The following is a 21,046-nucleotide window of genomic DNA, read 5'->3' as shown; positions in this document are numbered from 1 at the left end:
GACGGGGAGACGGGGAGTTTTTTAGAATTTCAATGGGCTTAGGGCGCCCACTGAAAACCACAAAAACTCCCCGCCTCCCCGCCTCCCTGTAAAATCTCTCTGGCCGAGAATGGGTCAGGGCTTCTTCCAAACCGAGCCGTCGGCGCAGGTGACGCGGGTGACTTCGGCAAGGGCGAGGGACGCGTCGTCGACGTAGCGGAGTTTTTCGGAGATGACGAGCTTCTCGTCGGGGCGCAGGCGCAGGGGCTCGCGGTCGCCGGGGAGCGGCGCGGTGAAGGCGACGTAGTGCTCGCCGTGGCGGTTCATCTTCGCGGGGCGGTTGTACGCGTCGAAACCGTACGCGATGCCCTCGATCTTCGCGACATCGCACGTGCCGCGGTTTTGCACGGTGAGATGCATCTCCACCTCGCCGTCGTTGCGGCCGATGGAACCGACCAACGGCGCGACGGGATCGCCTGCGATGCGCTCTTGAACGGTATCCCGCGTGCGGCGGAGCGGCATGGGGCGCATCACCACCGAGTCGACGGCCGGCGTGGGATCCGCGTCGTCGCGGGAGGCTTCCTCGTAGTTTTCCTTGGTGATGCGCACCGTGGGCTTGCGCCACTCGCGGTCGAGCGAAAAGCGACCGACGAAGTAGCCCACCACGAGGCCGATGACCAAAGTACCCAGGGCGAGAACCACCATCCAGCCAGGGCGGCGTCCGCTCGGGTATCCCTCGGTTGCGTGCGATGGCCGTTGGGGATCGTCGGTGTTCATTCTCCTCTTTCCTCTAGATCCATGACACGGCAAGCATCAGCGCGATGGTGACAGGCGGCACCCACGCACGCGCAAGGCGAAAAACGGTTTCCTGGTGCTTCTCGCCGATGATCAAGAACGACCACGTGGAGAGCATGTTCATCAGCAGGGCCACGTAAACGCCGAGCATCAATTTGTCGGCGCGCGTGAGATACCCCACGGAGGGCAGCGACTGCGTGAGCGAGTAGTGGAAGAAGACGGCGGCCGCCAGCATGGGCGCGACGGCGTTGGTGCGGATGTCCAGCCGCTCGGCCCGCACCCAAAGGCCCATCAGCGAAATGAGCACGATGATGTACGCCGGGAAAAAGACGCTGAACGCGGCGCTCGTGGCAAAGCGCTCGATGCCGAGCGAGAATTTGTAACGCGACACGTAAAGGTCGTCCCGATCGAAGCGCGGCGGGTACAGGTGCTTGTACGCACGCGCGCCAATCGATTCGACGCCCCACCCGGACAGGATGAACTGCGCATCCAGCGACGTTCGCTCTTGGTAGGGCTCGAAAACGAGCTGATCGACGCCGGCGCGCAGATCCTCGAGCTCGATGGTCAGATACTGCGTGTCGAACGGGTACTTTCGCAGGTCGACCCGGCTGATGAAGCTCCCGGTGTAACGGTACGACTTGAACGTGGGCGTGTCGGCGAGGATCGTCTCGGTGATCTCGTGGCCGTTGGTGAAGAACAGCTCCACCTTGCCCATCGGCTTGTCCGACGTGAGGGACAGGAAAAAATCCGCATCGAAGGAGCCGTGCTGAATGTCGTATCCGCGCACGTTGTTGATGACCAACCCCACCTTGGCGGTCGCAGGACCACCGAAACGCGGGTGCGCGAACGGCGAGCGAAACTTCCCCTCGCGGTGGATGGGAACTTTGCCCTCGCCGATCGAGGCTTTCTGCTCCTCGCTGAGGTGATCGTCAAGGTCGTCCTCGCCCGGCAACACGGCGTAATCGAGGGGCTTTCCCGCATCACGCGCGCCCGCATCGACGACGGGCGCCGCGGCAGCTGGCTTGTCGCCCGCGTCGGGCTTTCCCGCGGTCGAGGGCGGAGATTTCTCTGCAGGCGGCGGCTTGTCGGCGGCGTGGACCTTCGCGCCCAGGATGACGATGGCCCCGATGAACGCGATGACGAGCGACACGATCTGCACGATGGCAGCGAGTCGGGTCAGTCGAGGGCGGGCGGGGATCGGCAAGGGCTTCCTTTCGAGAAACGCGCGCCAAACATGACTGCCACTGCCCAAGTTGGGCCGAACAACCGGCCCCGAGACAGCTGGAGGCCAAAGTGCGGCGCAAAAACTTTACTACGAAGGGCGTTAGGAAAAAGCTAGGGTTTTCGCGCGCCACCATCCGACGGCGGTTTCGTCGTTTGAGTGGTAGGAGGTTATAGTTTCAGGTGATGTCCCGGCTTCGTATCGGTCTCTTGTGGGTTTGCGCGTTCGCGTGCGCGGGCCTTCTTGGCGCCTGCCACAAGAAAAAGGTCGAGGACGTGCCGGAGGTGAAGCCGGAAACCGATGTCGAGCTCGGTCCAGCGGCCCTGCAGGCGGCGGCGCTCACCAGCGGAAAGCCCCATCTCGTGGAGCGGCGTGCCAGCGTGGCCGTCGCCGGCGTTCTCGAGTTCGTCCCCAACCGCGTGGCGCGCGTGGGACCCATCATCGAGGGCCGCGTCGTGGCCATCCGGGTCGACCCGGGCCAGCACGTGGCCCCGGGCACGGTGCTCGCCACCGTGGAGAGCGTGGAGATCGGCAAGGCGCGGTCCGATTTTCTATCGTCGCAGGTGAAAATGCAGTACGCCGAGCGCGAGCGTTTGCGGCAGTACCGCCTCGCCGACGCCGGCGTCACCACGGGCCAAAACGTGATCAACGCCGAGACGGATCGGGAGCTCGCGAACCTGGAAATCCGCGCGGCGGCGGAGCGGCTGCACGCGGTAGGGGTGCGCCTGGAGGACCTCACCCAGGCCGATGCGGGCGCCGGCTCGGGACGCCCCTCGACGGCGATGACGTTGCGCACGCCGCTGGGCGGGCTCGTGCTGGACGTGAACGCACGCGTGGGCCAGGCGGTGAGCTCGACGGACACGCTGTTCGTGGTCGGCGAGATCGACAAGGTGTGGCTCATCGTCGACGTGTACGAGCGCGATTTGGCCAAGGTGCACGTGGGCGACGAGGCCAAGGCCACGGTCATCGCCTACCCGGACCGGGTGTTCTCGGGAAAGGTCGACTACGTCGGCGGCATCGTCGATCCGGTGCGGCGAGCGGTTCCGGCGCGCATCGTGCTGGACAACCCCGACGGTGCGCTGCGTCCGGGCATGAGCGCGTCGGCGCACATTTTCGGCGTGGTGCCGGGGGCGGCGGATGCCGGAACGCAGATGGTGCTCGTGGTGCCGAAGGGTGCCATTCAGATGATCGACGGGCAGGAGTTCGTGTTCGTCGAAAAAGGCGGCGGCAAGTTCAACCTGCGCCCCATCGAACGAGGCGCGGACATCGGCCGCGACGTCGAGGTCCGTCGGGGATTGAAGCAGGACGAAACCATCGTGACCGACGGGACCTTCGTGCTGAAGAGCGAAGCCCTGCGCGAGCAGATGGGAAAGAACGACTGACGTGATTGACCGATTGATCGAGCTCTCCGTTCGCAATCGGGTCCTGATCATTCTTCTATCCTTCGTCTTCGTGCTGCTCGGCGCATTCGCCTCGACGCGGGTGCCCATCGATGCGGTGCCCGACGTGACCAACGTGCAGGTCCAGGTGCTGACGCAGGCGCCTGCCCTCGGGCCGCTCGACGTGGAGACGTACGTCACGTTTCCCGTGGAAATGACCATGGCCGGCACCCCGGGGCTCACGCAGGTGCGCAGCAATTCGCGCGCAGGCATCTCGGTGGTGACGCTCGTGTTCGACGACGATACGAACCTGCTCGAGGCGCGCCAGCTCGTGGCCGAGCGCATCCCCAAGGCGCGCGACGCCATCCCAGCGGGCTACGGCGAGCCCGAAATCGGGCCCATGTCGAGCGGGCTCGGGGAGGTGCTGCACTTCGAGGTGGGCGGCAAGGGGCGCTCCTTGATGGAGCTGCGCACCATTTTGGATTGGCAGATTGCCCCGCGGCTTCGGCTCGTGCCCGGCGTGGTCGAGGTGAACACCTTCGGCGGCGAGGCGAAAACGCTGGAGGCGGAGCTCGATCCGCAGCGGCTTGCGGCGGCGCGCGTGGGGGTGACACAGGTCGTCGAGGCCATCGAGCGCAACCACTTGGCGGTGGGCGGCGCCTACATGGTCGATGGCCGCGAGAACATCACGTTGCGGGGCGAAGGCCGCGTGACCACGGTGGAGGACTTCGGCAACGTCGTCATCGAGACGCGCGGAGATCGGACGCCGCTCTATCTGAAGGACCTCGGGCAGGTGCACTATGCGCCCCGCGTGCGCTATGGCGCGGTCACCCGTGATGGGCGCGGTGAAATCGTCGTGGGCGTGGCGCTCATGCGACGCGGGGCCAATTCGGGCGAGGTCGTCGACGACACGAAACGGGAGCTCGCGGAGATTCAGAAATCGCTGCCCGAGGGCGTGACGATCGACACGTACTACGACCGCACGGAGCTCGTTCACAAGACGATCCACACGGTGTCGAAGAACCTGCTCGAGGCGAGCGTCCTGGTCATCGTGGTGCTCTTCGTCACCTTGGCCAACTGGCGCGCGGGCACGGTGGTGGCGCTTTCCATTCCGCTGGCCTTGGTCGGGGTGTTCATCGGCATGTGGCTCGGCGGGGTGTCGGGCAACCTGCTCAGCCTTGGGGCCATCGACTTCGGTCTCGTCGTCGACGGCGCGGTCATCATCATCGAGAATGCGCAGCGGCACCTGGCCGAAAAGCGCGCGGAGCTAGGGCGCACGCTCACCGATGCCGAACGGCAAGAAACGGTGGTGGCGGCGGCGCGCGAGGTTCGGGGGGCCACGGCATTCGGCGAAGCGATCATCGCGCTGGTGTACGTGCCCATTCTGGCGCTTTCCAGCGTCGAGGGGCGCATGTTCCGCCCGATGGCCCTGACCGTGCTTTTCGCACTGGCCGCGGCCTTCGTGTTGTCGCTGACGTTGGTCCCTGCCCTCGCCTCGATGCTTCTCTCGCGCGATGCCACGGACCATCCGAGCCCGCTGGTGCGGGCGGCATCGCGCATCTACGAGCCGATTCTGAACAAGGTGCTGGTCTGGCCGAAGGTGACGGCGGCCATCGCGGTGGCGGCGTTCGCGGGGAGCCTCGTCGTGGGCAGCCAGCTCGGGCGCGAGTTCCTGCCGAAGCTCGACGAAGGGACCTTGGTCATCCCGAGCATCCGCCTACCCTCGGTGTCGCTCGAGGCCTCCGTGGCGCAGACCACGCAGGTGGAGAAGCTGCTCAAGGAGTCGTTCCCCGAGGTGACCAGCGTCATCTGCCGCACGGGCCGCGCGGAGATTGCCATCGATCCGATGGGCATCAACATGACGGACATCTACGTCATGCTCAAACCGCGTGACGAATGGACCACGGCGCACGATCGAGAATCGTTCATCGCTGCCGTCGACGAGAAGCTGTCGAACAACATTCCCGGCATCGGGCTTTCGTATTCGCAGCCCATCGAGATGAACACGAACGATCTTCTCGCGGGCATCGACTCCGATGTCGCGGTGCAGATCTACGGCCGCGATCTCGCACAATTGAAGCAACTGGGCGACCAGGCGGTGCAGGTGCTGCGCGCCATTCCCGGGGCCAAGGACGTGCGCGCGGAGATGGTCGCGGGCTTGAACGCGCTCACGGTGCACATCGATCGGCCGGCCATCGCGCGGCAGGGGCTCGATGCGAAGGAGGTCCTGGACACGGTGCAAGCCTTGGGCGGCATCGAGGTCGGCGAGATTGCCGCCGGTGCGGAGCGTTACCCCATCCAGGTTCGCCTCTCGCCCGACGCGCGCAAAAGCGCAGAAAGCATTTCCGCGCTGCCGATCCGCACCGAAAATGGTGCGCTGTTGCCCCTGGGGCAGCTCGCGGACGTGAAGGTCGCGCCCGGCGCGTCGGAGATCAGCCGCGAGCGGCTGTCGCGGCGCATTTCCGTGCAGGCCAACGTGCGCGGGCGCGATCTGGCGTCGTTCGTCGAGACCGCGAAGGTGGCCCTGGAGCGCGATGTGAAGATGCCCGCGGGCTACTTCCTGGCATGGGCCGGCGAGTACGAGCGGCTGCAGAGCGCCACGGCGCGGCTTCTCGTCGTGGTGCCGGTGGCGCTGCTGCTCATCGTCGTTCTGCTGGTGGCGACCTTCGGCAAGGTGAAACAGGCGCTGCTCATCTTTTCCAACGTCCCCATGTCGGTGAGCGGCGGCGTGCTGGCCCTGGCCTTGCGCGGGATGCCCTTCAGCATTTCCGCGGGGGTCGGTTTCATTGCTTTGTTCGGCGTGGCGGTGCTGAACGGCCTGGTGCTCGTTTCGAGCATCGAGAAGCTGCGCGCCCGAGGCATGCCGCTGGCCGAGTCAGTGCGGCTCGGAGCAGAAGGCCGCTTGCGCCCGGTGCTGACGACGGCGCTGGTGGCCTCGTTGGGGTTCTTGCCCATGGCCCTCGCCGAGGGCGCAGGCGCCGAGGTGCAGCGGCCGCTCGCGACGGTGGTCATCGGCGGCATTGCCTCGGCGACCTTGCTCACGTTGTTGGTGCTACCGGCGATCTACGAGATTGTCGTCGGCAAAGAGCTCGAGCTGCCCGCTCCCGCCGAAGAAGAAGATTCACAGGGAGGCGGGGAGACGGGGAGATTTTTGGTTTCCAATTCGCCCAGTAAGCCAATGGATACCTAAACCGCCCCGCCTGGTCGTGACGGGTATTTACCCGCGGCGTGGAAGCTGGGTGGCGACGACCAAGCCCGCGGTGATGAGCACGATGTTCTTGAAGACGAACTCCCCTTCCGTGGTGAGCAGGAGGGGATTGCCATGTTGAAACGCTACGTTGGGCTGCGTCACGAAGACGAGGAACGTCCCGCAGAGATGCGCCACCATGGCCGTGACGACCCAGCGTAGCTGCCAAGCTGCGACCAGCGCGATGGCGAGCACCACCTCGAAGATGCCGAGCGCGGGAACGAACCATGTGCGGTCGAGAAAAGGCACCGTGCGCCCCACGAGGGCAGCGACCGGCGTCGCCCCCGTGATCTTCAAGGCGCCGAACCAGACGAAGACCAAACCGAGCGACCAGCGAAGCAGCCGCAAACTGGCATGATGGGTCAACGTCAGCGAAGGAAGCGCGGGCCGTGTCGCGTTTCGCTGCAGGGTGCGCGTATGCGAATGCATGGTATCCCCTTCAATTGGCCGCGCCCACGAGACCGCCGCCGATGGTGCGCTTGGGATCGACGTTGTTCCCATCGTTGGAAAGCGACGGACCGGCGTCCGAGCATTGCGAATCGATGAAGCTGGAGAGAACCTGCGCGCGGAACGGAAGGAACGTTTCGGTAAGCGCCGGCGAGAGCTGGCTACTTTCCCCAATTTGCACGAAGCCGAGGGTCTTGGGCCAGGTGATCCCCGCCCCCACGGAGCGACCGGCACTGACTTGATGGCAACCGGCGCACGACTGGGTGGTGGCGCGATTGAGGATATCGTCCGCCGTGAGATCCGTCCGGTTGATCTCCGCGAGCTTCGAAGTAATGGCGCTCTTGAACGTGGCATTGTTCTGCGCCTGGGCCAGGTAATCGTTCGACGTGTCCTGCTCGTTGCTCTGGCCCGCATTGTCGGGGCCATTCGAGGACATGCCAATGGTGTTGACGTTGGTCGAAGCCAGCGAGGACACCTGATTCAAAAACGCGTTCTGGAATGCCGCGCTCGCTGAATCGCCGCCGCCGAACAAGCCACCGAATGGATTGACCTGCACGAACGTATTTTTGGCCACCAAGGAACAATCGCCCGAGGTGCATTGCTGCGACAGCCGGAATTCACGCAATTGCCATTGAACCAGCGGCTGTCCCGCGGGCGTGCTGAACAGATTGGCGCGAATCTGCCCCGTGTCCACGCCGCCATCGAATCCATAGTGCGAGGCTTTGACGACGGGTTCGAAACCGGGCAGGCCGGTGAAATAGAAATCCGCCAACTTCGTCGCGCGCGAGTTCGTGTCGTCGTCGGTGGAAAGATTTGCCCAGAACTCGGCCACCGGCAAGCACCCTGCAATGCCTGCGCTGGGATTGGGATTGGGCAAGGTGGCTTCGAAGATGAAGAGAAGCCGATCGGAGAAACTCGTCTTGCCCGAGCGTTTGGCATAGACGATTCGGTGTTGTCCGCAATTGGCGCCACTCTGCGGGGCAAGGTCGAATCGATTGACGAGTCCAACCGGTTCGTAACCATCCGGAGCGGGCGCGGGCGCGAATGGATTGCTGGTCGCAAATCGCCCTTCGGCGCGAGGGCATTCGATGGGAAATCCGTTGATGGATCCTTGCTCACCCACCTTCACGTCGTCGCAGTGAGGTCCTCCCTGCGTCTTCGCGCCGGCCTGAGTATTCAAGGTATCCATCATTTGTTGAAAAACGGAGAGTGCGGTTTGGCCGGTGGTGCTCCCCGTCGCGACGATTCGATTCATCACCGTTTCGAAGGGGAACTTCGCCAGTGCCGCAGCATCCGTAACGAACAGCGAGCGCGCCGGAATGGGCTGCACCGACGGGCAAGACGCTGCATGGAGTGCCGATTTGGAGCTGCCCTTATCGGCCTCGCCGCCTCCGTCGGAGCAAGCCATGAAGGAGGCAGCGACAGATGTACAAACGACAGCAACGTACCAGGGTTTCATTCTAAGGGTCCTCTCAGTAAAGCTGACTTCCCTTATCCAACGATTGCCCAATCGAGCGTGTTTCCGATTTCGACGACAATCGTGAATTCGAGTTCAGCTTCGTTGGTTTGCGCAATTGAATCGATAAATCGATAGCCAATTTGCCAACTTCATATCGACAATCACGAAATGTGACGCTGTTCGAAATGCAATCACCTCCCCCGTCGAGTCCGGAGGGGCCGATGCAACTGACGCAGAGCAAACGGGGCCATGTTCCTCGCGTGTCGGTCCCGCGGGATTTCCGGTTTGCTCGTGCTCTTAGGGTAGATGGCCGACGCCTGCCAGCTTCGTGATGGGCGTCATTCTTTTTTTATCCGCGGCGCAATGTGCGTACGACTTGCTCGTGCATGGCGATCGCGGCGGGCGTCCGTGACGATGTCTTGCTGCGAACCAGGGCGACGTCCAATGCAGGGAGCGCCGGAAGCCGGTGCTCGGGGCCAAGCACCGAAAGGCGCGGTGGAACGGCCAATGCTGCAATGGCCGCAACCGCCAGCCCGCTTTCCACGGCGGCCAATTGGGCGACGAGGCTGCGGCTCGAGATGACGATGCGATAAGCGCGTCGTGCCGCCGTGAGCGCGGCCACGATATCCCGGCGGGCGCGGCTGCCTGTCTCGTAGACGGCAATGGGAAGTGGGTCCTTGCGCCACATTTCGTATTCGGCAGAGCCGACCCACACGACGGGTTCGCGGAAGAGGAACGTGCCGCGCCCCGGACGGTCCCGCGTGACCACGGCAAGATCGATTTCACCGCGCTGCACCCTGGGAACGAGCCATGTCGAGGGCTCGCACCACAGGCAAATCTCGACCGCGGGGTATTGATTGCCAAACGCGCGCAGCAACGGTGTCAAATAGGCAAACGCGTAATCGTCGGGCACGCCGAGAACAACGCGACCGGTAACTTGGGGACCGTGCAGCGCGGCAAGCGCTTCATCGTGGAGTTCGAGCATGCGGCGGGCGTAGCCGAGAAGCTCGCGCCCGGTCGGCGTGAGGGACATGTGCCGCGGATCGCGGACGAGTACCGGCGCACCGGCCGCGTCTTCCAGCTTTTTGAGCTGCATGCTGACGGCCGAAGGCGAGCAATGCAGCTGCGGCAACGCCGCCACCAGCGAGCCCGCGTCCACCACCGCGACGAAGGTGCGAAGCCAATCGAGCTGAAGATCCGCCGTTCCCATGTTTCGAAAATCGAAATGTAACACTGACGAGGATTCGCTTTACGAAATGTGCATCGAATCGCATCGTCTGTGCCATGGACACGACGGAGAGCGCCGGCCGCAAAGGCACGGCGCTGATGGTCGCGGGCGGTGCCGTGCTGGGCACGGTGGGGGTCTTCGTCGAGCAGGCGGGGCAGGCTCCGTTTACTGCGGTATGGTTCCGGTGCGCCTTCGGTGCAACGGCCCTTTGGCTATGGGGCGCGCTGCGAAACCGGAATGGCGAATTGTGGCTCCGCGGGCGCGCGCTCGCGGCAGCCATCGCGACGGGCCTGCTCATGACGGCGAACTGGGCGCTCTTTTTCGCGGCGCTCGATCGCACGTCCATTGCGGTGGCCACCGTCGTTTTCCACGTGCAGCCGGTGTGGGTCATGGCCGCGGGCGTTTTGTGGCTGGGCGAGACGTTCTCGCGGATTCGAGCGCTGGCCACGGCGCTGGCCCTCGCGGGGTTGGTGCTGGCCACCGGGTTGCTCGAAGACCACGGCACGGTGTCCGCGAGCTACGTGCTTGGCTTGCTCATGTGCCTGGGCGGATCGCTGGCGTATGCCGCGGTCACGCTCATCGCGAAGACGGCCGCGGGCGCGAGCTCGTTCGCGCTGGCGTGGTGGCAATGCGTCGTGGGGGCCATCGCGCTCGCCTGGTGGCCGCTCGCGCACGGCCTTCCGGCCTTCGGGGCGGCGTGGGGCTGGCTCGCGGGCCTCGGCGTGATCCACACCGGCCTCGCGTACGTGCTGCTCTACGCCGGCATGAGTCTTTTGCCGGCGAGCCGCATCGCCGTGCTGCAGTTCGTCTACCCCGGTTGCGCGGTGGCGATGGACTGGCTCGTCTACGGCCGCGCGCTCAGCGCGGCGCAGATGGTCGGCATGTTGCTCATCGGTGTTGCGCAGTTTCTACGGATCAACCGAGCACGTGGCGAGCGATGACGATGCGCTGCACCTCGCTGGTGCCTTCGTAAATCGTGGTCACGCGAACGTCGCGCAGGTGGCGCTCCGCAGCGAATTCGCGCACGTAGCCATAGCCGCCGTGGATCTGCACGGCCTCGTTGCAAATGCGGTTGGCCGCTTCGCTCGCGAACAGCTTGGCCATGGATGCTTCACGCGAGAACGGCCGGCCCTTTTCCTTGAGGAAGGCGGCGCGCATCGACAGGAGATGGGCGGCGTCGAGCTCCGTTTTCATGTCGGCGAGCTTCCACTTGATGGCCTGGAAGTCGGAGATCGGCTGGTCGAAGGCGCGGCGATCTTTCGCGTAGGTCACGCTTTCGTCGAGCGCGGCGCGCGCGATGCCGATGGCCTGCGAGCTGATGCCGATGCGGCCTCCGTCGAGGGCCATCATGGCGATTTTGAAGCCGCCATTGAGGCTGCCCAGCAACGCGCTGCCGGGAACGCGGCACCCCTCGAAGTGGAGCGGCACGGTGTTGGATGCGCGCAGGCCCATTTTGTCCTCGGGCTTGCCCACGGTGAGGCCGGGGGTGCCGCCCTCCACGAGGAAACACGAGATGCCGCGCGTACCGGGCAAGCTCGTGGCATCGCCCGTGCGCGCCCACACGACGAAGACGCCCGCGTGCGCGCCGCTGGTGATCCACTGCTTGTCGCCATCGATGACCCAGTCATCGCCATCGCGCCGTGCGGTGGTGCGCATGCCGCCCGGATCGCTGCCCGCCCCCGTCTCGCTGAGCGCGAAGGCTCCCGCGATCCACTCCGCGCTGGCCAGCTTGGTGCAACAGTGCTGTCGCTGTTCTTCGGTGCCGAAGGCCGCAATGACCTCGCCCACCATGTTGGTCACCGCCATGGTCACCGCGGTCGACGCACAGGCATACGCGATCTCCTGCATGGCCAGCGCATAGGAGACCGCGCCCGCCGCCGAACCCCCGAGCTCCTCGGGCACGTTCACAGCGAGCAACCCGAGCTCGCCCAACCCGCGCAAGATCTCCCGCGGAAACTGCTCGTGCTTGTCGAGGTCCGCCGCCTGCGGAAGAATCACCCGCCGTGCGTAATCCCGCGCCGTCTGTTGAACGAGCTTTTGCGTTTCGTTGAGTTCAAGTTCCATCGTCTTTTTTCTCGTATTCTGCGTCGTATTTCGCGTCCTGCTCCGCGTCGCGCCGCGCCCATTCGAGTTCCTCGAGCGCATCGTTTCGAAGTCGAGCGAGTTCACTCCGTAATTCTCGTGGCATCTCGGATTCCAAGACGAGATAACGGCCATCGTCGACTTTCTTCAGAAGCTCGGTGACGTCGGCCACGTCCTTATTGCGTCGTGAATGCAGTTTGAGCTCGAGGAGACCTCGCAGGCCGACAAACGTCGCATCGCCTGGACTTTCACCGACGCTACCAGGGGAGGGGAAGGTCACGCCTGCCCCTCCCCGCGGGATCGGCTGCCCTTCGACCAAAAGATCAACGAGCACTCCGGTCGGCTCATGACGAAGACGGCGAGGCGTAACCACCGCAAACCCGTGCGCGGGCGCGCGTTCCGTCAGTTCTCGACGCGCGTCCGGGCTGACCAGCAAGTCGATAGCGACCGTAAATCTTTCGTAGCCGTGGTGGATGACCGCGAGACCACCAACGAGCTTGTACGGGGACGTGAGCTCCGCAAGTAGAGGCCGAAGTGCCTCGTATGCGACGTCGACCTCGCTCACCTCGGGCCTCGCGAACCGCGCAAACCTCCGCAATTCTCCGAGAACATGAGCAATATCCTGCATACCTACATCCTAGCAGTCATTACAAATCGAAGCTCACCTTGGCGGCGTAGCTGCCCGGGCTGGGGAGGGCGGCGCCTTTGAGGGCGTCGGCGAGGCAGTCGAGTTTGTCGATGCCCTCTTTGCTCGGGGGGGTGATGCCGATGGCTTGGAATTTACCTTGGCGGCCGTCGGGTTCGACGTAGGCGGTGACGTGGAAGCGGCCGCTCACGCCCTCTTTGCATTTACCGAGGGCGTCGGATTGTTTGGCAATCGCGTCGGAGATGCGGTCCGCACCCCAGCTCACCGGCGGGCGCACGTCGCCGGGGCCGTCGAAGCCAAAGCTGTTTCGCACCTCGGCCTCGCCACCTTGCGGCTTGGGCCATGCGCTCCCGGTGAGCACGTCCATCATGCATCGCTCGCTTTCGCGATCGCCCAGGGTGGACTCCTCCATGTATCCGTATCGTGCGGTGCCGTCTTGGCCGACGCGGAGGAAGACTTTGACGTCGCCCTCCAGGTATTCGACGCGCTGGAGGCCCTTTCGGTAACAGGCTTGCAGCTTGTTCTGCAGACGCCAGAAGGTCTGCTCCACCGCGCGCGAATCGATCGACCCGAGCTCGGTCGAAACCTGCATGCCCGAGCCCTGCGGCCGCACGCGTTGGGCCGTCGTCTCCGTATCCGTCTCCGGCGACTGCGCTTCTTTTTGGGCGCCGCCGCAGCCGATGACCAGCATCAGCCAAACACTCGCCCACGATCCTGCGCGCATCAGGCAAGCACGCTCGCGGCGATGACGATGCGCTGGATCTCGCTCGTGCCCTCGTAGATCTCGGTGATGCGCGCGTCGCGGTAGTGACGCTCCACCGGGAATTCCGTCGAGTAGCCGTATCCGCCGTGCACCTGGATGGCCTTGTGCGCGACGCGCGTGGCCATTTCGCTCGCGTACAGCTTGGCCATGGCGCTCTCCGGGGAATGGCGCACGCCTTTTTCCTTCATGGACGCAGCGCGCCACGTGAGCAGCCGCGCGGCATCGAGCTCGGTGGCCATGTTGGCCAGCATGAACGCGATGGCCTGGTGCTGCGAGATGGGGACGCCGAAGCTCTTTCGCTCCTTGGAATACTGCACCGACACGTCGAGCGCCGCGCGGGCGATGCCCAGCGCCTGCGAGGCGATGCCGATGCGGCCTCCGTCGAGCGTGGCCATGGCCACCTTGAAGCCTTCACCGACTTTGCCGACGATGGCGCTGTCGGGCACCTTGCAGTTCTCGAAGAACACGGTGCACGAGTGCGCGGCGTGGATGCCCAGCTTGTGATCGCGCGCGTTCTGCGTGTAACCCGGCGTGCCCTTTTCCACGAGAAACGCCGTGTGGCGAACCTTGCCGCCGGTGCGATCCGTCACCGCGAATACCAGGATGTAGTCGGCGTGCGGCCCGTTCGTGATCCAATTTTTCGCACCGTTGAGGACCCAGCCATCCGCGGTCTTTTCCGCGGTGGTGATCATCGTCTGCGCGTCGGAGCCGCTCATCGGCTCCGTGAGGCCGAAGCACCCGAGCTTCTGCCCGCTCGCCACCGGCGTAAGTACGTTCTTCTTCTGTTCCTCGGTTCCGAATTTGTAGACCGGATCGCAGAAGAGCGAATTGTTCACGCTCATGATGACGCCGCAGGAGGCGCACGCCGCGCTGATCTCCTCCATCGCCAACGCGTAGCTCAATGGATCGAGCCCGCCGCCTCCATATTCGGGCGGGATGCACATGCCCATGAAGCCAAGCTCGGCCATGCGGGCGACGATTTCCGTCGGCCATCGCCCGGTCTTGTCCAGCTCGGCGGCTTTGGGGGCGATTTCACGCGCGGCAAAGTCGCGCGCCGTATCGATGATGAGCCTCTGTTCTTCGGTCAGATCGAAATCCACGTGTTTGACTCCTGTGCGCGCCGGCACCCTAGGCCTTCCGAGTCAGCTCGTCGAGCGCCTCGCGCCATTCCTGGCCCAGCTCGCCCAAAATGACGATCTCGGGCTCGTCGTCCCCGTGGGGGGGCACGCTTTCGCGCTCGCCGGTGGGGACGAGAAATGCTGGTTCGACGGAGGGCGGGGCGACGGCCTCGGTGTCTTCACCGGGCGCGCATACCACCACGAGCGCGGTGATGTTGTCGCGCGCACCCGCCTCACGAGCGGCGTCCACCAGCGATTCGGCGGCTTCCTCCGGCGAATGGGCCATGCCGAGGAGCGCGTTGATGCGAAAAGGCGCCAGCGCTTCGGTAATGCCGTCGGAACAGAGGAGGTAACGATCCCGCGGCACCAGCTCGAAGGTGCGCACGGTGACCCGAAGCGGATCCTGCATGCCCAGCGCCCGGGTCACCACGTTGCGTGGAAGCTTTTTCAATACGTCGTCGCCCATGTCGGGCCACATCTCGAGCACGTCTTGCAGCAGCGAATGGTCTTCCGTGAGCAACTCCAGCAGGCCGTCCCGCCACCGGTAGCAGCGACTGTCGCCCACGTGGGCGACGTGGATCGAGCCGTACGAAGCTGCAGGAAGCGCAGCCACCACGGTGGTGCCCATGGCGTTCTGGCCTTCGGCCTGGCGGCGCTCCATCACGGCGCGGTTGGCGTGCTGGATGGCACTGACGAGGCGGCGCGCATCGACGTAGAGCCCGAAGCTGTCGACATCGGCGCGTTCCGCACGACCCTCACCGCTGGCCTCGAACGCGGTGGCCAAGCTTCCCAGGGCAAGCTGGCTCGCAACATCGCCTGCGCCCTGCCCGCCCGCGCCGTCCGCGAGGACGAACAACCCGAGATCGGGACGCTCCAGGGCCGCGTCCTCGTTGACCTCACGGCCGCCCACGTGCGTGCGGCTGGCCGAACGGATGTCCATCATGCCCGACAGAATATACGCCAGGCCGCGGCCGCCTTCACTCCGCTTCGCTCCGTGGACCTTCGTGGACTCGTACCTCGTCCACTACGGTTCGTCACGCTTTCGAGGGCACCAGTTCCACGAGCCCTGGAATTTCGTCGAGACGCTTCAACAGACGCGCTTTTGGCTTGTACGTTACGGCAAGACGTGCAGCCTTCAACATCGCCACGTCGTAGATGTTGTCGCCGAATCCTGCATAGAGCACGCGCTTGCCGATGCGCGCCTCGATGGCGACCATCTTGCCCGGATCGTATGGAACCGGTCCGTCCATATAAGCCGCCATGATGTCGCCCTCGAAGCAAGCCGTTGCCGCTTCCACCTGGGCGCACGGAAAATCGAGCAACTCCGCCGCCGCATCGACGATGGATCGCGGCGATGCACTCACGAGAAGCACCTCGATGCCTTTTTGGCGGGCCCAATTCATGATGGCCACCACATCGTGATGCAGTCGCGACGCGAGATTGCGCTCGCGAACGACCTGTCGTGCAAAGGCGTGAATTTCGTCGCGACGCCAACCCGCGCAACACCACGTCATCATCTCGCAGCAGCGAAGCTCGGGGTACTTCTCGAGCTGGTACGCGTCGAAGAGACGACGCGCGAGTGTCGCACCGTCGCCATGGGCGTCGATGCCGAACTCCTCGGCATCTTTTCGCATGGCCTCCACAGCAGGCGCGCGAAAGTCGTCATGTTGAAGAAGTGTGAAGAAGAAGTCCTCGGCGACGTCGCCTTCCCATAGGGTCCCGTCGCCATCGAAGGCCACCGCACCCCCGGGATTCTTCACGATTTCCTGCTCGATTCGTGCGAAAACCTCTTCGCTGCTCACCTTCTTCATGGCCCGTCAACATAGTCCATGGGCCTTGACTCTGGGCAAGGTCGACCGCATCCGGTAGGGCGCGAAGAAGGTCGCTTTGTGGGGAAGGCGGTCGGGCCCTCACGAGGGGTTTCTCTTCCGCTGGCGTGGCCCTAGGTCATCGCTTACTGTCGTTTGTAACTGAACGTAGATTCACAATTCTGAATTAAGATTCACCGAGCGAGAGAAAACCCGATATGCGCACGTTCATCCGATCGACTTTGCCTTTTTCCACAGCCGTGTTCGGCGGAATGATGTTTCTCGCGACGGGCGCTTGGGCCCAGGCGGCGCGTCCCCCGCAGCCGGGAGCGACGCCCCCTGCAGGCGCGCAGGCCCCGAAGCCGGGCGCGGCGACGCCGGCGGTGACCGCACCGACCGAGCGCATTCCCACCGAGCTCACGGAGTTCTCCCCCTCGGGCGTGACGTCCGATCAAGTCGGACAACGGGCAGCGGCGACGAGCTTTCAGGCGAAGGCCCAAATGGAAGCACTCAATGCCGCGCAGGCCAAAGTGGATGCGGCATGGGCAGGCTTTCTGCCGAAGATCACGGGCACCGCACGCTACACGCGCCTCAGCAACTTGACGCCCCCGCCGTTCGGCGGCTTCAACATCGTGGGGACGAAGCAGCAGCCCGTCCCCGGAGTGCGGCCGGAAGATCAGCCCCCGGTCGATCCGGCCAGCACCTATCCGACAGCGTTCAATTTCAGCTTTCCGATCTTCTTGGACCAGTGGTCCTTGCAGGCCGGCATCACGATTCCGATCAGCGATTACTTCCTGAGGGTCAACCAGAACTACACGGCGGCCACGCACGCCGAGACGGCCGCGCGCTTCGACGTGGCGTCGGCGCGCGCCAAGTCGTCAGCGGATGGTCGCGTGGCGTTCTACAATTGGCTTCGCGCGCGCAACCAGGTGGTCGTGGCGGTGTTGGCCCTGCAGGATCAGAGGAACCATCTCACGGACGCGACGAATCAGTTCACCGTGGGCAATGCCTCGCGTGCCGACGTGCTCCGCGCGGAGACGAACGTGGCTTCTGCCGAGCTCACGGTGGAGCAGGCGAAAAACGCGGCCGACCTGAATGAGAAGCAGGTGCGCGTCGCCATCCATGCGAAGGAAGACGAGCGACTCGTTCCGGGCGAAGGCCTCGATTCGACCCCGCCCCCGGTGGCAGGGAACATCAAGGCGTTCACCGACGAAGCGTTGGCCGCGCGCTTCGAGGTGAAGAGCGCCGATGCGAACGCCGAGGCGGCGCGAAAAAACGCCAAGGCGCAGCGTGCGGGGAACTACCCGTCCCTCAGTGCCTTCGGCAACGCGTACTACCAGAATCCGAACCAACGCATCGTTCCGGCAACGGACCAGTGGCGGGCCACCTGGGACTTGGGCGCGCAGCTCACGTGGACGCCGACGGACATTCCGCTCGCGGGCGCCAATGCGAGCAGCTTCGAGGCGCAGGCTGCGCAGATCGAGGCGCAGAAGCAGGTCACCCGCGATGGCATCGAGGTGGAGGTCCTGCAGTCCTACCAACAGGTCAAAGAGGCCGACTTCTCCATGGAGTCGACGAAGCGCCAGCTCGCAAGTGCGACGGAGGCCTACCGTGTGGCCCGGGAGCTCTTCAACGCCGGCCGCGGTACCTCCACGACCCTGACGGACGCCGAGACCGAACTGACGCGCGCCCGCCTGGCCGAGCTGAATGCCCGCGTCGATGCGCGCATCGCGCGGGTCCGGCTGGAGCACGCCCTCGGCCGCGACACGAAAAACGTGAAAATTCAGTAGGGTTTAGGGTCGAGGGTTTAGGGTTTAGGGACGGAATCCGGTCTCTCCCCTAACCCCCAACCCCTTCTCTCTCCCCCCTAAACCCTAACCCCTAAACCCTAAACCCTGATAAGCGAGATCCATCGTGTATCTCGCACACGTTGGAGTGGTGGGCGGTGGCCCGTGGGGTTTGTCGCTGGCAGCGGCGGCGGCACGGGCCGGGACGAAGGCGCTGATTCAGTCACGGCGTGATCTTTCATCGACGCTCCCCGCGGGTGTCGAGCAAGTGGGCAACATGGAGGAGCTGGCGCAACGTGCGCGGCTCCTCGTGCTGGCCGTGCCGTCGGAAACCGCGGCGGACGTGGCGCGCCAGCTGGGCGACCACGTCGATGGGCGCCATCTGGTGGTGCACGCGATCCGAGGGCTGGCGGGTGAATCGCTGGATCCCATTTCGCGGGTGGTGCGGCGTGAGACGCCCGCCCGCCGCATCGGTGCACTGAGCGGGCCCGCGCTGGCCGAGGAGCTGCGCGACGGCAAACCGTGCGCGCTCATCTGCGGCTCGGCGTACCCCGAGGTGAACGCGGCGCTTCTCGCGGCCTTCGCGTCACCGTCGCTGCGCATCTACGAGACACCGGACTTGATCGGCCTGGAGTGGGCGAGCGCCCTCGTGGGGTGCTTGGCCATCGGCGTCGGTTATGCGCAAGCCGTGGGGGTAAGCGCAGGCCTCGTGGCCACGTTCATCTCGCGCAGCGTGGAAGAAGCTTCGCGCATCGCGGCCGCAGCTGGCGGCAAAGAGCGCACCTTGCTGGGGCTCGCGGGCTACGGCGATCTGCTGGCGTCGGTCGCGCAGGAAGCGCGTCCCGAGGTCGTCGTGGGGCGCGCGTTCGCCCGTGGATTGACGGCGGAACAAGCGGTGGCCGAGGCAAAGCTGCGCGTCGAGGCCATCGAGCTCATTCCGCGCATCGCGCAATGGGCGGCGGTGCGCGGCGTGCGCATCCCCATCTTCAAGGGCCTCTCGAAGGGCATGCTCGCTGGCCGCACCGCCGAAGATCTGGTGCGCGAGCTCATGGCGCAACCCGTCCAGAAATTGAGTTAAGGGAACAGTCGAATGGATGTGTCGAGTTTGAAACTACCTGGTGCAGGAACCGCGGCAGCGAGAAGGAACCGGCGAGACCGGCGCGACGTCTGGGTCCGGAACGCCAGGATCGCCAACCCGTCGGACGATCCTCTCGTTGGGCAAGGGCTAAGGCGCCGGCCTCGCCGGGCTCGTCCCGCTGCCGCGGCTCGATGGCAAGGGCTTTGGGGGACTGTCAGGTTCAGTCGACTTTTGGGTTAGCCGTGGCGGTTACGTTTGCAACCTACAATGTAAAAGATCTCTTCGATTCAGTGGATGAGATAAGCAAGATCCATTTGAATCGAAAGCTCGACACGCTTGCAGCCGTCGTTTCCAAAGTGGATGCCGACGTGTTGGCGCTGCAAGAGGTTGGCTCGGAGTCGGTGCTCGATCGATTGCGCGAGCGGCTTCCGGGCATGTACGGCTTTCGCATGGTGGGCACGGCCGACGCGCGTGGCATCCGATGCGCGCTGCTCTCCCGACTGCCGGTGCGCAACTACGACGTGCACGCGACCGAGCAGCTGGATTTTCCGCGCTTCCACGAGGTGGATCCGGCGCCCTTCGGTGCGCGCATTCCGCTGCGCCGTGGCATCGTGCACGCGGAGGTCGACGCGGGCGCGCTCGGTGTGGTGCACGCGCTGGTGCTGCACTTCAAGTCGGCGCGACCGGTGCCGTTTCGCCGCGCCGATGGCGTGGCCGTGGAACCGGTGACCGCGCGCGAGCAGGCCGAGGGCGAGCTGCGCACCTTGGTGTGGCGCGCCTCGGAGGCGTTGTTCGTGCGCGGGCTGGTCGACGACGTTGCGGCGAAAAACCCCGGGCACCACCTGCTGGTCACGGGCGACTTCAACGACGTTCCCGGTTCGACCACGTTGCGCATCGTGTCAGGCGCAGAGCCAAACGCACTTCGTTCCGCCACCGCCGACGCCTTGGAGGGCGACCGCTTCAGCGTCCTGCATCGGGGCGACCGCGCGGAGATCGACCACATGCTGCTCTCGGCGGGGCTGCGTGCCCGGATGACGCGGGTCCGGTACTTCAACGAGGGCCTGCGCGATCATTCTCTGCTCCCGGTGCACGAGTTCCCCACCCCCGACTCCGACCATGCCCCACTCGTGGTACGCTTCGAGTAGGGTAACGGATGGAACTGCCGAACGACGAGACGCTAAGCTGGATCGTGACCCACTACGCCGACTTCGTGGCCAAGCACGGTGAGGCGATCGGGCAACCCGAGCTGGTGCTGCCCACGGGCGAGTTCTTTCCGGACGAGTTCACCTTCGACGTGCAGAGCATCGCGCGACTGTTCGAGCGCATGCTCTCGTACGCCCCCGTTTCGGACGATCTGGAGTTCGGACTTCAATTCCTCGACGGCGAAGCCTCGAGTGGCGGTGGCTGCGGCACCGGCGGGTGCGGCACCGGAGCTTGTTCCACCGACGGGACCCCTGCCCGCGCGGCCGGGAACATGCTCGAGACCGACGAGGGCTACATCGCGATCCTGAGCACCGCGCACGTGCAGAACCCGACGTTGCTCACCACGAGCCTCGTGCGCAGCATCGGCGCCATCGTCCTCGCCGAGGCGGGGGAAGAAGTGCCCGAGGCCGACCTCGACCTGGCCAGCGAAATCGCCGCCGTGGCGAGCGGATTCGGCGTGCTGCTGCACCAAGGCTCGTACGTCTATGGCAAATCGTGCGGTGGCGCGCGCGTGCAAAAGGTCACGCAGCTCTCGGTCGAGGAGCTCGCCGTGGCGCTGGCGCTGTTCCTCCGGCACCATGACATCAAGCCGTCGCACGCGCGTGCGCACCTCGACACGACCCAGCGCGAAGCCTTCGACAAGGCGCTGGAATGGGTCGATTCGAACGAAGAGATCGTGGACGGCCTGCGCGAGCGCCCGGAGGAGATCGCCTTGGGCTTCTTCGAGCTTTCGCCGGTGCGCGGCCTCTTGGGGCGACTCTTCTCGAGTGGTCCTTTGTTGGGAACCGCGAAAACGCGTTAGCTA

Annotated in this window: 18 protein-coding genes; 7 read left to right on the top strand and 11 right to left on the bottom strand. The window is 64.9% G+C overall.

Annotated features, from left to right (window positions below):
* Window positions 1-114 precede the first annotated feature (114 nt).
* Both LZC95_08565 and LZC95_08560 read right to left on the bottom strand, forming a co-directional pair.
* Window positions 115-756 (bottom strand): hypothetical protein, encoded by a 642-nt coding sequence (locus LZC95_08565; protein WXA96888.1) that lies wholly within the window; start codon window positions 754-756, stop codon window positions 115-117.
* A 13-nt stretch (window positions 757-769) separates the two neighbouring features.
* Entirely contained in the window at window positions 770-1,978 is a 1,209-nt protein-coding gene (locus LZC95_08560; GenBank protein WXA96887.1) for a hypothetical protein, read from the bottom strand.
* Window positions 1,979-2,181: 203 nt separating this feature from the next.
* On the opposite strand from LZC95_08560, the gene LZC95_08555 reads away from it, so the two are divergent.
* Window positions 2,182-3,378, top strand: a complete 1,197-nt coding sequence (locus LZC95_08555) for an efflux RND transporter periplasmic adaptor subunit (protein WXA96886.1) — start codon at window positions 2,182-2,184, stop codon at window positions 3,376-3,378.
* A gap of 1 nt (window position 3,379) precedes the next feature.
* Entirely contained in the window at window positions 3,380-6,565 is a 3,186-nt protein-coding gene (locus tag LZC95_08550; GenBank protein WXA96885.1) for a CusA/CzcA family heavy metal efflux RND transporter, read from the top strand.
* Window positions 6,566-6,592: 27 nt separating this feature from the next.
* Here LZC95_08550 and LZC95_08545 read toward each other — a convergent pair whose 3' ends face one another.
* The 3 genes from LZC95_08545 to LZC95_08535 form a co-directional block, all read right to left on the bottom strand.
* Window positions 6,593-7,051, bottom strand: a complete 459-nt coding sequence (locus LZC95_08545) for a hypothetical protein (protein WXA96884.1) — start codon at window positions 7,049-7,051, stop codon at window positions 6,593-6,595.
* 10 nt (window positions 7,052-7,061) lie between these two features.
* Window positions 7,062-8,477, bottom strand: a complete 1,416-nt coding sequence (locus LZC95_08540; protein WXA96883.1) for a hypothetical protein — start codon at window positions 8,475-8,477, stop codon at window positions 7,062-7,064.
* A 400-nt stretch (window positions 8,478-8,877) separates the two neighbouring features.
* Window positions 8,878-9,738, bottom strand: a complete 861-nt coding sequence (locus LZC95_08535) for a LysR substrate-binding domain-containing protein (protein WXA96882.1) — start codon at window positions 9,736-9,738, stop codon at window positions 8,878-8,880.
* A 74-nt stretch (window positions 9,739-9,812) separates the two neighbouring features.
* Between LZC95_08535 and LZC95_08530 the strand changes: the two genes are divergently transcribed.
* A complete protein-coding gene (locus tag LZC95_08530; protein WXA96881.1) occupies window positions 9,813-10,697 on the top strand; it encodes a DMT family transporter in 885 nt (294 codons plus the stop codon).
* Here LZC95_08530 and LZC95_08525 read toward each other — a convergent pair.
* From LZC95_08525 to LZC95_08500, 6 genes are all read right to left on the bottom strand, one after another.
* Window positions 10,672-11,820 (bottom strand): acyl-CoA dehydrogenase family protein, encoded by a 1,149-nt coding sequence (locus tag LZC95_08525; GenBank protein WXA96880.1) that lies wholly within the window; start codon window positions 11,818-11,820, stop codon window positions 10,672-10,674. The genes LZC95_08530 and LZC95_08525 overlap by 26 nt on opposite strands.
* Complete coding sequence (locus LZC95_08520) at window positions 11,810-12,466, bottom strand: hypothetical protein (protein WXA96879.1); 657 nt, start codon at window positions 12,464-12,466, stop codon at window positions 11,810-11,812. The genes LZC95_08525 and LZC95_08520 overlap by 11 nt, the downstream gene beginning before the upstream one ends.
* A 19-nt stretch (window positions 12,467-12,485) precedes the next feature.
* Window positions 12,486-13,208 (bottom strand): AgmX/PglI C-terminal domain-containing protein, encoded by a 723-nt coding sequence (locus tag LZC95_08515; GenBank protein ID WXA96878.1) that lies wholly within the window; start codon window positions 13,206-13,208, stop codon window positions 12,486-12,488.
* Window positions 13,208-14,347, bottom strand: a complete 1,140-nt coding sequence (locus LZC95_08510; GenBank protein WXA96877.1) for an acyl-CoA dehydrogenase — start codon at window positions 14,345-14,347, stop codon at window positions 13,208-13,210. Before LZC95_08510 ends, LZC95_08515 begins: the two co-directional genes overlap by 1 nt.
* Before the next feature lie 28 nt (window positions 14,348-14,375).
* On the bottom strand, window positions 14,376-15,308 hold the full coding sequence (locus LZC95_08505; GenBank protein WXA96876.1) for a protein phosphatase 2C domain-containing protein: 933 nt from the start codon (window positions 15,306-15,308) through the stop codon (window positions 14,376-14,378).
* Window positions 15,309-15,399: 91 nt separating this feature from the next.
* A complete protein-coding gene (locus LZC95_08500; protein WXA96875.1) occupies window positions 15,400-16,176 on the bottom strand; it encodes a haloacid dehalogenase-like hydrolase in 777 nt (258 codons plus the stop codon).
* A gap of 215 nt (window positions 16,177-16,391) precedes the next feature.
* Here LZC95_08500 and LZC95_08495 point away from each other — a divergent pair, with 215 nt between their 5' ends.
* The 4 genes from LZC95_08495 (at window position 16,392) to LZC95_08480 (ending at window position 21,043) form a co-directional block, all read left to right on the top strand.
* Window positions 16,392-17,963, top strand: coding sequence for a TolC family protein (locus LZC95_08495; protein WXA96874.1), 1,572 nt, complete (start codon window positions 16,392-16,394; stop codon window positions 17,961-17,963).
* Window positions 17,964-18,087: 124 nt separating this feature from the next.
* A complete protein-coding gene (locus tag LZC95_08490; GenBank protein ID WXA96873.1) occupies window positions 18,088-19,038 on the top strand; it encodes an NAD(P)-binding domain-containing protein in 951 nt (316 codons plus the stop codon).
* Window positions 19,039-19,328: 290 nt separating this feature from the next.
* A complete protein-coding gene (locus LZC95_08485; GenBank protein ID WXA96872.1) occupies window positions 19,329-20,183 on the top strand; it encodes an endonuclease/exonuclease/phosphatase family protein in 855 nt (284 codons plus the stop codon).
* A gap of 8 nt (window positions 20,184-20,191) precedes the next feature.
* Window positions 20,192-21,043: a hypothetical protein gene (locus LZC95_08480; protein WXA96871.1), complete on the top strand. Its 852-nt coding sequence runs from the start codon at window positions 20,192-20,194 to the stop codon at window positions 21,041-21,043.
* Window positions 21,044-21,046: the final 3 nt, after the last annotated feature.

This window comes from Sorangiineae bacterium MSr12523 (genome assembly GCA_037157775.1).
GTDB lineage: Bacteria > Myxococcota_A > Polyangia > Polyangiales > Polyangiaceae > Pendulispora > Pendulispora brunnea.
The sequence above is the reverse complement of the archived record's forward strand: the minus strand, read 5'-3'. Positions and strand labels throughout refer to the sequence as shown.